This is a genomic window from Proteus sp. MB838 (assembly GCF_054767435.1).
Genome location: NZ_BAABMO010000037.1, coordinates 22498 through 34737, shown reverse-complemented (window position 1 = coordinate 34737; position 12240 = coordinate 22498). Strand labels below are relative to the sequence as shown.

9 protein-coding genes are annotated in these 12240 nt (G+C 39.3%); all 9 read right to left on the bottom strand.

The window, feature by feature from the left end:
* The coding region (gene murF / locus ACYUCW_RS14565; protein WP_460408877.1) for a UDP-N-acetylmuramoyl-tripeptide--D-alanyl-D-alanine ligase at positions 1-1154 on the bottom strand (1154 nt) is incomplete at its 3' end.
* On the bottom strand, positions 1151-2638 hold the full coding sequence (gene murE, locus ACYUCW_RS14560) for a UDP-N-acetylmuramoyl-L-alanyl-D-glutamate--2,6-diaminopimelate ligase (RefSeq protein ID WP_004248564.1): 1488 nt from the start codon (positions 2636-2638) through the stop codon (positions 1151-1153). The genes murE and murF, both read right to left, overlap by 4 nt.
* The gene (gene ftsI / locus ACYUCW_RS14555) at positions 2625-4421 is read right to left on the bottom strand and encodes a peptidoglycan glycosyltransferase FtsI (RefSeq protein WP_004248565.1); all 1797 of its coding nucleotides are present in this window, start codon (positions 4419-4421) and stop codon (positions 2625-2627) included. Before ftsI ends, murE begins: the two co-directional genes overlap by 14 nt.
* A gap of 11 nt (positions 4422-4432) precedes the next feature.
* Entirely contained in the window at positions 4433-4750 is a 318-nt protein-coding gene (gene ftsL, locus ACYUCW_RS14550; RefSeq protein WP_004244124.1) for a cell division protein FtsL, read from the bottom strand.
* Complete coding sequence (rsmH, locus tag ACYUCW_RS14545) at positions 4751-5698, bottom strand: 16S rRNA (cytosine(1402)-N(4))-methyltransferase RsmH (protein WP_004244125.1); 948 nt, start codon at positions 5696-5698, stop codon at positions 4751-4753.
* Positions 5699-5701: 3 nt separating this feature from the next.
* Positions 5702-6160 (bottom strand): division/cell wall cluster transcriptional repressor MraZ, encoded by a 459-nt coding sequence (mraZ, locus tag ACYUCW_RS14540; RefSeq protein ID WP_004248567.1) that lies wholly within the window; start codon positions 6158-6160, stop codon positions 5702-5704.
* 687 nt (positions 6161-6847) lie between these two features.
* Positions 6848-7855, bottom strand: coding sequence for a catabolite repressor/activator (gene cra / locus ACYUCW_RS14535; RefSeq protein ID WP_004244128.1), 1008 nt, complete (start codon positions 7853-7855; stop codon positions 6848-6850).
* 221 nt (positions 7856-8076) lie between these two features.
* Complete coding sequence (locus tag ACYUCW_RS14530) at positions 8077-9885, bottom strand: AMP-dependent synthetase/ligase (protein WP_163748229.1); 1809 nt, start codon at positions 9883-9885, stop codon at positions 8077-8079.
* A 529-nt stretch (positions 9886-10414) separates the two neighbouring features.
* The gene (gene leuO / locus ACYUCW_RS14525; RefSeq protein ID WP_460408873.1) at positions 10415-11359 is read right to left on the bottom strand and encodes a transcriptional regulator LeuO; all 945 of its coding nucleotides are present in this window, start codon (positions 11357-11359) and stop codon (positions 10415-10417) included.
* Between the last annotated feature and the right edge of the window lie 881 nt (positions 11360-12240).

Below are 12240 nucleotides of genomic sequence, written 5' to 3'. Positions count from 1 at the left end.
CGTCCCACATCACGGTGACATTTTTCTGAATCCTCGCCTAGTTCAGCCATATCTCCAGCAACAAAGATTTTATATCCTGGTAATTGAGATAAAACTTGCAGCCCTGCCATCATCGACCCATCATTAGCATTATAGGTATCATCTAACACTATTTTTCCTGTTGTTAACTCAACAGGATAGAGTCTGCCAGGTACGGCTTTCAGTACCGCTAAACCTTGCTGAATATCCGTTAATGTCGCCCCTACCGACAAGGCTAACGCACTTGCGGCTAACGCATTGGCAATATTATGGCGACCAGGTAAAGGTAGGGTGATTGCTACACACCCTTCTGGCGTATGCAATGTAAAATCGGTGGTGAGTTGATTAACAACGATATCCGTTGGGTAGAAATCGGCCTGAGTGTCTGCAGATAAAGAGAAAGACCACTGAGTTTGACGTGAGTTAAAATGCTGTTGCCATAGCGCAACATCATTACTTTGCTGATTAATAATGGCTGTGCCTTGCTCTTTTAAGCCAGTGAATATTTCACCTTTAGCTTGAGCAATCCCTTGTAAGGAACCAAAACCTTCAATATGTGCAGAAAAAAGATTATTGACCAATGCACTATCTGGTTTAACCATATCCACGGTATAGGCTATTTCACCAATATGGTTAGCACCAAGTTCAATCACGGCAAAACGATGTTCAGGGGTTAGACGAAAGAGTGTCAGGGGAACACCAATATCATTATTTAAATTGCCATGTGTATATAAGGTTTCACCACAGTGACGCAGTATCGAAGCCGTCATCTCTTTAACGGACGTTTTACCCGAAGAGCCCGTTAACGCCACAATTTTAGCATTGCTAAGCGAACGGATATAAGCGGCAATATGCCCCATTGCTAAACGGGTATCTTTTACGATGATTTGTGGACATTCAACATCGATTTTCCGATTAACTAAAACCGCAACGGCACCCTTTTGTTTGACATCAGCAATAAAGTCATGAGCATCAAAACGATCACCTGCTAAAGCAATAAACAGACATGCATCATCAATTTTACGGCTATCGGTAGAAATTGATTTGATCATTAATTGATTGGCTTGGCTTTGAGTAATAGTACTCAACGTGCCTTGAGTGACTTGTGCAATAGTTTCGAGAGAAAGCGCTATCATGCGATCACCCCCAATAACCGTGCAACAGTTAATCGGTCAGAATAATCAAGACGGCGAGTGCCAACGATTTGATAATCTTCGTGCCCTTTTCCTGCCACTAAGATCATATCAGCGGGAGAGGCTTGCATTACTACATTCGTCACGGCTTCTGCTCGACCTTCAATCGCTAATGCACGACCAGGTTCCATTAACCCAGAAAGGATATCTTGAATAATGGCTTGTGGCTCTTCACTACGTGGATTGTCATCGGTGATAACCACTTTATCGGCAAACTGCTCTGCTACAGCTCCCATTAGTGGGCGCTTACCTTTATCTCTATCACCACCACAACCAAAGATACACCACAGTTTGCCAGTACAGTGTAAGCGTGCCGCTTGTAACGCTTTTTCTAAGGCATCTGGCGTGTGGGCATAATCAACGATCACCGTAGGACGATTATCCGCACTAAATACTTCCATACGACCACAAACGGGCGTTAATGCACTGGAAGCTTTAATCACTGCATCAAGAGGGTATTCAAGTGCCAAAAGTGTAGCTAAAGCACAGAGTAAGTTACTGACATTAAAAGCCCCCATTAATGGGCTTTCAATTTCACCTTCTCCCCAACTTGAATTAAAATGGATAGTGGCACCCGCATCATGGTAATTGATTTGTGTCGCTTGCACATAGCGTCCTTGCCAATTTGCCGGCAATTTATCCGCCATAGTCACCGCCACTGCATCGGGTAGATGCGTCAACCATTTATGCCCTACCGCATCATCAGCATTAATGATTTTTTCGCCACTATGGTGGGTCGAAAATAACAACCATTTAGCCTGTTCGTAATTGGCCATATCACCATGATAATCAAGGTGATCGCGACTTAAGTTGGTAAATACGCTGGCGACAAAAGGTAGCGCACTAACGCGCCCTTGAACTAAACCGTGTGACGAAACCTCCATTGCGGTAAAGGTAGCGCCTTGATTAACTAATTGCTGTAATTCTAATTGGATATCAACCGCTGAACCGGTTGTATTCATTGCCGGAACAATATGATCTAATAACCCATTGCCTACCGTTCCCATAACGGCACTGACTTCACCTAAACCTTGCGCCCACTGTGCTAACAATTGTGTTGTTGTCGTTTTTCCGTTAGTACCAGTGACACCAATCAGCTTTAATTTATCCGCTGGCTGATGATAAAAAATTCCTGCAAGTTTTGATAATTGACAATTTAGGTTTTCAATATAAATAACGGGTATACCATGACTTTCACGAATTTCGCCATGAGTAGCAATACCTTCAGCTTCCGCTAAAACAGCGCAAACACCTTGTGCAATTGCCTGAGGAATATAGCGTCTACCATCCGTTTCATGGCCTTTAATTGCCACAAACAGATCACCACTCGCGGCTTTTCGGCTGTCGAGTGTCATGTCTTTAAGCGTTAAAGACGGTGCTTGTATCCCGAGTGCCCCTAATAGGTCACTTAAATTAGGATCTGCCACTTGTATCCTCTTTTTTATTAATCACTATTTCACTTTTATCGTCTGGCGTTAATGCATCAGGCTCTACATTCATCGTACGTAGAACCGCGCCCATAATTGTGCCAAACACTGGTGCAGAAACTGCACCCCCATAATATTTGCCCGCTTTTGGCTCGTTAATGATCACTACTAAGGCAAAGCGTGGACGGCTTGCCGGTGCAACACCGGCTGCATAAGAAATGTAGGCATTAATATACTTTCCATCTGGGCCGACTTTTTTCGCGGTCCCGGTCTTAATCGCAACACGATACCCTTTGATCGCAGCACGAACGCCACCACCGCCCGGTAAGGCGACACTTTCCATCATATGAACCACTGTTCTCATGACTTTTTCAGGAAAAACGCGAGTACCCGGTACAGGAGGGTCGACTTTAGTAATAGAAAGCGGTCGATAAATACCAAAACTACCGATAGTTGCATAGACACGCGCTAACTGTAATGGCGTTACCATTAGCCCATATCCGAATGAGAAGGTGGCCCTTTCAAGATCGGACCACCGTTGTTTTTTTATTGGAAATATGCCACTACTTTCACCAACTAGCCCCAAGTTAGTTGGTTTTCCGAGGCCAAAACGGGAGTAAACATCTACCAGTTCAGACGCCGGCATCGCTAACGCAAGGCGAGATACCCCTACGTTACTCGATTTCTGTAAAATTCCAGTTATCGAAAGCTCACGATAAAGCGCAACATCTTTTATCTGATGACCACTAATTCGATAAGGAACAGTATTAATAACGGTATTTTCTTTAATAATATTATTGTTTAGCGCACTCATAACCACCATCGGCTTTACCGTAGAGCCTGGCTCAAAAATATCGGTGATAGCTCGATTACGCATCGCATCTTTCGGCGTTCCCGCTAAATTATTCGGGTTATAGGATGGGCTATTTGCCATCGCTAACACTTCGCCTGTATTGACATCAACCAAAACCGCCGTACCTGATTCGGCTTTATTTTCAATGACTGCATTGGTTAACTCTCTATACACAACAGATTGTAAACGCTCATCAATGCTTAACATTAAGTTGTGAGCAGCTTGGCTATCTGTTTGAGCGATATTTTCAATCACACGGTTAAAGCCATCTTTGCGTACAACTCGCTCTCCGGGGGCACCGGTAAGCCATTGGTTAAAGCTTTTTTCAACCCCTTCAATACCATCGCCATCAATGTTTGTAACACCAATGATGTGAGCGGTCACTTCTCCTGAAGGATAATAGCGTTTGGACTCTTGGCGCATGTTTATCCCTTTGATTTTCAGCTTACTTATGTAATCACTAATTTCAGGATTAACTTGGCGCGCAAGATAAATAAAACGAGCGGAAGGTGTTGCAGAAATTTTTTGAGAAATTTGATTAACGGGAAGTTTTAATGCATCAGCAAGTGCTAACCAACGTGAATCGGTCATATCAGGGTTAGCTTCTAACACAACTTTAGGATCAGCCCAAATAGCATATACAGGGACACTCACCGCCAATGGTCTTCCCATACGATCGCTTATCATGCCACGAGCAGTGGGGACTTTTTGCACACGTAAAGAGCGCAGATCCCCTTCGCGGATCAGGGGATCTGGGTTAATAATCTGTAAATAGGCAACTCGTATTAATAACGCCGCTAAAGCAATACCAATACCACCGCAAAGCAACGCAAAACGCCAACTCACAAATCCTGTTTTTTCTTCAGGTTTACGGAGTTTGGCATTTGACTTTGTCTTTGTCTTCGCTTTTGCCGAACGTGAAAATTTCATACTTGCCTTAATTATTTAGTAACCACAATATTCTCTTTAGTTGGATCAACATGAACCATGCCTAACTGTTCACTTGCAAAACGTTCAACTCGGCTATGGTCCGCCAATGCATTTTCCTCAAGGATCAAGTTGCGCCATTCAATATCCAATACATTTTTTTCTAACACTAAGCGCTCTTTTTCTGCTGTCAGTAAGCGTGTTTTATGTGCTGTCGTTACCACATAGATCGCTGAGATAATAACGGCGAAAAAAAGAATAAGTGGCAATTTGCCATGACGCAGTAAATCTTGTCCTATCACTCCCGGTAATGAATGGCGTTCAGTAGACATTTATTCCTCAATACGCTGTGCGACGCGTAAAACAGAACTTCGCGCTCGTGGATTCTCCTCAACTTCAACACCGGTAGGTTTCATTTTATGAATGCTACTCAGGCGAGCACTTCCTAGTGCTTTAATTTGTTCTTCTGTTAATGGGATCCCCGCTGGAACAACAGGCCCTTTACTTTCATCTCTTATAAAGCGTTTAACTAATCGGTCTTCTAAAGAGTGGAAACTAATCACCGATAAACGCCCTGCTGGCGCTAAAATAGACACGGCACCTTTTAATGCTTTTTCAATCTCATCTAACTCGCTATTGATATAGATACGGATCGCTTGAAAGCTACGTGTTGCAGGGTGCTTATGTCGCTCTTTTACTGGACTTGCTTCACTAATCAAATCCGCTAACTGTTTAGTACGTGTTAATGGCTCTTCAGTTTTATTACGCGCCACAATGGCACGGGCAATGCGTTTCGCGAAACGCTCTTCACCGAAGGTTTTTAGCACCCAAGTAATATCATCTTCTTCGGCATTCATTAACCACTGTGCAGCTGATTGTCCTGTGGTTGGGTCCATACGCATATCGAGTGGCCCATCACGCATAAAAGAGAATCCTCGTTCAGGATCATCTAATTGCGGTGAAGAAACGCCTAAATCTAATAATACGCCATCAACTTTGCCACTTAAACCTAACTCATTGATATAGTGTTCAATATTTGAAAAAGGCCCATGAATAATAGAGAATCGTGGATCATCAATTTCATTTGCCACTGCGATAGCTTGTGGATCTCTATCAATCGCAATGAGACGGCCTTGTTCACCTAATTGCGATAAAATCAGACGAGAGTGCCCGCCACGGCCAAAAGTACCGTCAATATAAATACCTGAAGGTTTAATATTCAGGCCGTTTACTGCTTCATCCAGTAATACACTGGTATGGCTAAAATTATTCGTTGTCATTATTTAAAGTGATAAATCCAATAGTCGTGTCGATAACGGTTCCTGTGAGGTTTGCTCTGCCAAAATGTCTTCTTTGATCTGTTGATACCAGACCTGTTCATCCCACAATTCAAATTTATTGAATTGACCGACTAACATGACCTCTTTGGTTAGCCCCGCGTGCTGTCTTAGCGTGCTAGCTAACAAAAGACGTCCTGCGCTATCCATTTGGCATTCACTGGCATGCCCAAGTAATAAACGCTGCACTCTTCGTTCGGCGGGGTTCATGGAAGAAAGCGCCGCCAGTTTTAACTCAATTTTTTCCCATTCAGGAAGGGTGTACAGCAATAAACATGGCTGATTGAGATCAATGGTACAGACCATTTGACCTTCAGAAGCCTCGTTCAGCGTTGTTCGATAACGGGAAGGAACTGTTATTCGCCCTTTGCTGTCGAGATTAACGAGTGTTGCACCACGAAACATCCTCATTTCCCTCAGCGTTATAATTTACACCACATTATCCCACAAATCCCCACAAATAGAGTTTACGGATCGTATGAAAACGTTGTCAAGCCAGTTGTAGGACGCTTTATTGATATTTACAGTAATTTTATAATCTCATCGAAATGAACAAATTATCAGCAGGCTAAAAAAGCAGAATATTAACACTATGATTCCTATCGGTTATTTTTTATTTTTCTTATTTGTTCTCAAATAGTGATTATTTATAGAGATGAAAAAGGGAAAAATAAGATAAAGAAGTCATAAAAAGAAAATGACCTATTTAATGAGATAATGCCTATTTATTGTCGTTCATTTACCTTTAACCAACATAACAATACAAAGCCCTCTTTAAATTAAAAAACCGGCTTAATCTACTGAAAAAATAATGTGATATCATGTAGATAATTTTTTACTGTCGAGTTTTCTTTCTGCAAAGTTAATAAATAAATTATTTTATTTAAGTAATATCACTTATAGAAATATCAAAATTTCACCCGCGAATTAAACAAAACACGATAAATTGTAAAAAAACGTTTAAGATTAATCTCAAATTTTATTTTATTTAAGTCACCCGACATTATTTAACCAAATAAACTATCCCTGCTTTAATTTAATAAAGCAGGGATAGTCATTATAAAAAATGCTGAGTCAGAAAGTGAACGCTAATTAACGAGTACGTCCTAAACTACCTCGGCGACATAAATCACGTCGAATACGTGTAATACCCGCTTGTGGTTTTTGCTCTTCTTCAAGACTTGCCAAAACCAGCTCTAATACACGTTGTGCAATATCACGATGTCGCTGAGCCACCGATAATACTGGACATTCGAGGAAATCTAATAATTCATGATCACCAAATGTAGCAATCACTAACTGCGTAGGTAAGCGTCCACTTCTTTGCAACGTTACATCCATCACACCTTGTAATAGCGCAAAGGAGGTCGTAAAGAGTGCATCAGGCATCGGGTTATTATTTAACCATTCCGAAAATACCTCTGCCGCCGCTTCTCGTTCATAACTATTCGCATAAAGATAAGTCACTTGTCGTGGATCATCTTGCCACACACTACGAAAGCCCTGTTCACGTAAAAAACTGACTGATAGTTCGGGCAATGCGCCTAGATAGAGAACCGATTGAGAAGGAAAAGCTTTAAGCTCACTCGCTAACATTTTTGCGTCTTCTAAATCATCACCGACGACGCTAATAAAATGTTCACTCTCTAACGCCCTATCTAAGGCAATGATAGGCAACGAACGATTAGCCCAACGCTGATAAAATGGGTGCTCTGGGGGTAATGCCGTTGATACAATAATGGCATCAACTTGGCGTTGTAGTAGATGTTCTACACAACGAATTTCGTTGTCAGGTTGATCTTCTGAGCAGGCAATCAGCAATTGATAACCACGTTGACGCGCTTGTCGTTCAAGATAATTGGCAATTCTGGTATAACTGGTATTTTCCAAATCAGGAATAACCAAACCTATAGAACGCGTACGACCAGCACGTAATCCCGCGGCAACAGCGTTCGGGTGGTAATTGTGCTCTCTGACCACCGCCATCACTTTTTCAACAGTCTTGTCACTTACACGGTACTGTTTAGCTTTACCATTAATGACATAACTCGCTGTTGTTCGTGAAACACCAGCCAAGCGGGCGATTTCATCCAGTTTCACTTTAGCCTCTTCTAATTATTAATAGGGTATTTATTACATTATTGCTATGGTTTTCAGTCATCATGCTGATCTGAATCTGCATTTTAACACAATTTACTGATAAAACCGTATGCGTCAACGTTTCCGTTTATACCTTTTACCAATTACTTGCATTGTTACTGCCTATGACTTACCTAAAGTGCAATAAAAAAGCACCTTTACGGTGCTTTTTTGTCTGGTGATCACGACTCTTGATACATCTGCTCAATTTCATTTCGATAGCGTTCAGAAATTATTTTACGTCTTAATTTTAAGGTAGGTGTCAATTCTCCAGACTCCATCGTAAACCCTTCCGCTAATAGGGTAAATCGTTTAACTTGATGGAAACTAGCAAAATTACGTTGCATTTCACGCAAGCGTTCATCAAATAATTCTTTGATCTTAGTATGGCGTAATAACTCTATCCGATCGTGATATTTTAAATTTAATGCTCGAGCATGTTCTTCTAATGCATCAAAGCAAGGTACGATCAGTGCAGAAACAAATTTACGGGTATCTGCAATCACAGCGATATGCTCAATAAAGCGATCTTGCCCTAATGTACCTTCAATCATTTGCGGTGCAATATATTTTCCATTTGAGGTTTTCATAAGATCTTTCAAACGTTCGGTAATATATAACATCCCTTCTTCATCTAATGCACCCGCATCACCGGTACGTAACCAACCATCTTCAGTAAACGCAGCAACTGTCTCTTCAGGCTTATTAAAATAACCTTTCATCACGATACTACCGCGCACTTGGATCTCATTTTCTTCGCCTATACGTACCTCAACCCCCGGTAACGGAGTACCAATAGAGCCTAGTTTATAATGGTTCTCTTCCCAACAAGATACCGTGGCACAAGTCTCTGTCATGCCATAACCATATTTAATATTAATACCAGCAGCTAAGAAAAAGCCGATCACCGCATCATCTAAACGAGCGCCTGCGGCAGGTAAAAAACGAACTCGCCCACCTAAAATTTGACGTAGTGGTTGAAGAACTTTTTTATCCGCAAAGCGATAACACCATTGAGATAGCACGCCTAATGAACGTCCAGCTAAGTGTGCCTGACGTTGTTTTTCACCCTGTTTAAGAGCCCATTTAAACATCCATTGGCGTAGTCGAGGTGCTTGAGAAACTTTCTCTTGAATGGCGCTATATACTTTTTCGTAAAAGCGTGGCACTGCACACATAACCGTTGGTTTTACTGCAGCCATTGCTTCCCTTACGGCATGGGTATCTGTGAGATAAACATTAATAGCCCCAGTATGCATAACATAGAAGCTCCATGCCCGTTCAAATACATGTGATAACGGTAAAAAGCATAATGAAACATCTTTATCCGATAATGAAAGGCGCTGATCATGCAGATAAAGTTGAGAAGCCAGATTGGTGTAATCCAGCATAACACCTTTAGGCTCACCTGTTGTACCCGAGGTATAAATCAGCGTAAACAAATCATCTAAACAACATTCATCAATACGTTGTTGTAGCAGAGAGTCATATCGAGATTGACAGTCACTGATTAAGTTTGTCAGATGATAAGAAGGTATTGTTGGATTTAAAACGACCTGAGAATTAAACACAATAATATGTTTAAGTTGCGGGCATAATCGCGCTAACTCAGAAACAACGTCATATTCCTTTTGGTCACCAACAAAAAGAATACGAATATCCGCATCATTGATGATATAAGCGGCTTGTTCCACACTACTTGTTGCATAAAGAGGAACTGTGACAGCACGCAACTGCAAAGTAGCAATATCGGCAATAGACCAATCAATGCTGTTTTGGGAAAAAATCCCCACATTTTCTTGAACAGCCACGCCCATATCGAGTAATGCATTTGAGAGTGCACGTGTTTTCTTTGCTACTGACGCCCATGACATGGCGATTTCAGACTTAGCATCCCACTGACGATAAGCCGTTTTTTCCCCAGAAGATGAAAATTGCATCTGCAATCTTCTAATTATATGATAATCATATAGATTATTATTATTTATCATGATTTTCCTGTTATTTATGGAAAAGCGTAGGAATAATTAAGTTGAAATAAAGAATAATGTCATCTTCTAATTTCAGCTTACACCTGTTCGCTGACTTATCTGAAAGTCTAAGTGATCCGCAAAAATAAAGGAATCTAATTTTACATAAATTTGTAAAATTGTGAGTCATGAAAAGTTTTGTCAATTTCATCATACTAATGAAAATGTAAAAATGAGCCTGAACACTTTGTGAACAAACAAAGTATTAACAAGAAAAATATAATAAAATCAAAAGCTAATTATAAAAATTTATTCATTTACAAGATTAATAACAGAGAAAATAAAGAAAAAAATCGATTAGATGACAATAGTTGCAACTGATAGGGATAGGATAACAATTAGGGCAAAAATAGTGACAGCTACCCAAGAGACTTATCTTTACTATTTACTATTAAAGAATATCTTTTATTGGTTATTAGCAGTAAGCTAACGTTATCTGCCACTATTTCTGCATAATTAGCATAGAGTGCTAATTATGAGTGAATCACTCTTAGTTTTGACAAACCTCACTAAGTAAATTTTTCATCCATAAATGGCCTTTATCTCGTGCCGTTGACTCATGCCAAATTAAATAGCATGGACGTTCTACCTTCTCCCAAGGTAATGATATCGCCTTAATGTTCAATTGTTCTGAATAGCTTTCAACTAACCATCTAGGCGCAATAGCGACCGAATAAGTTTTTGAGACTAGATTTAATACACTATTTAAATCAGTACCTTCATAAGTAATTAAATCTTCTAACTCTGTATTCTTATAATAAGCCGCACTAAAAGACCCCACATCTTCTAAAGAAACAATAGAATGATGCTCATTTAATAACATCTCTTCAGTAACGCTCTCTTTAATTCGTGGGTGTTGGTTAGAGACAGCCAAAACCACTTCATCATTGAATAAAGGGTGTGAATGAAACTCTGGTTTATCAAATTGTTTATAATTAATAAAGAACTCAAGTTCCTGATATTTTAATTGGTGTTCAATATTACTATTCAAATAAGACTTAATATTTACATTAATATTAGGGGTTTTATTTTTTATTCTCTCTACAATTTTTGGCGCTAACTTGATATCTAATGGACTGCAAATAGATAAGCTAAACACACGATCACTTTGTTCCAGCTCAAATCCCGCCCCTGGCAATTCATTATGGACTAATTGTAATGCTTGTCGAACAGGGCCAAATAACTGTTTGGCTCTTAATGTTGGTTGAATACCTCGGCCATACCGAACAAATAACTCGTCATTAAACATGATCTTAAGACGAGAAACTGCATTACTGACTGCCGGTTGAGACATACCTAACACCTGTGCTGCTCGTGTGACATTTTGCATTTGCATAACAGCATCAAACACCGTTAATAAATTAAGATCAACATTACGTAAATGCATATCTGCTGACTCTTTATTGGTCGTTGTTGCTGATGTGTAATCCGTCATTTTTTACTCCACTATGTTATTATAATTGGCGAATTAAAACTTATTAATAATATAAAAGCATATTAATAAATTATATATCTAACCATGACTGTAACTTTTATAAAAATATTACTACTTATTATTCATCATCCATGTACATCACAAAATGTATAACACAAACACCAAAAAATAATTCATCTTTATATTAAAGAGAATAAATTGACATTTAAATTACATATTAATGAAATGATTATACCGATATATATTACAACCTGTTTTACCTTATGCCTTGCAAATAATAAAACAAAATATGATAAAAATCATAATAAAATAATAAAATCTATCACCTTACAGGACACTTTCAGAACTATTACAGTCACCACGGTAATAATTTTTATTCTTATATTCAAAATGTTGCTCAAATTTATTGATATTGTTGTTAACTACAACTGCTCATCCCCCTGATAGTTAGTTGTTCAAAAAAAAGCAAACAATTGTTTAATTTTTTATTTCACTCCCCAAGAGCGATTATGTGAAACATTAACCTAATCAATGATTGTTTGATAGATATAATCATTACTAAAAATTTAGATATTAGTCAGAATTACTAAGAATAAAATATAATTCACACATCAAAACAAATTAAAAAATTCCAATGCTTGACATGATGATTGGTATCCGGTATCAATAAATAAACATTATTAAGAACAAATGTAAGGATGTTTCATGTTAAACGCAATTTTACTATCAAGCCTACTACTATTCGCAACATTGATGCGCGGTCGGCTGATGGGTAAAAAATGAAACATACCTACCCTTAGAGAAAAACCCGCGCTAATCGCGGGTTTTTTTATACCTGGGAGAGCGCAAAAAACGAAATAAAAAAGTATAAGGAACAGATT

Coding starts and splice junctions, on each gene's coding strand:
- ftsI (WP_004248565.1), bottom strand. CDS start 4,421: ATGAAATTTTCACGTTCGGCAAAAGCGAAGACAAAGACAAAGTCAAAT.
- ACYUCW_RS14530 (WP_163748229.1), bottom strand. CDS start 9,885: ATGATAAATAATAATAATCTATATGATTATCATATAATTAGAAGATTG.
- rsmH (WP_004244125.1), bottom strand. CDS start 5,698: ATGACAACGAATAATTTTAGCCATACCAGTGTATTACTGGATGAAGCA.
- leuO (WP_460408873.1), bottom strand. CDS start 11,359: ATGACGGATTACACATCAGCAACAACGACCAATAAAGAGTCAGCAGAT.
- ftsL (WP_004244124.1), bottom strand. CDS start 4,750: ATGTCTACTGAACGCCATTCATTACCGGGAGTGATAGGACAAGATTTA.
- mraZ (WP_004248567.1), bottom strand. CDS start 6,160: ATGTTTCGTGGTGCAACACTCGTTAATCTCGACAGCAAAGGGCGAATA.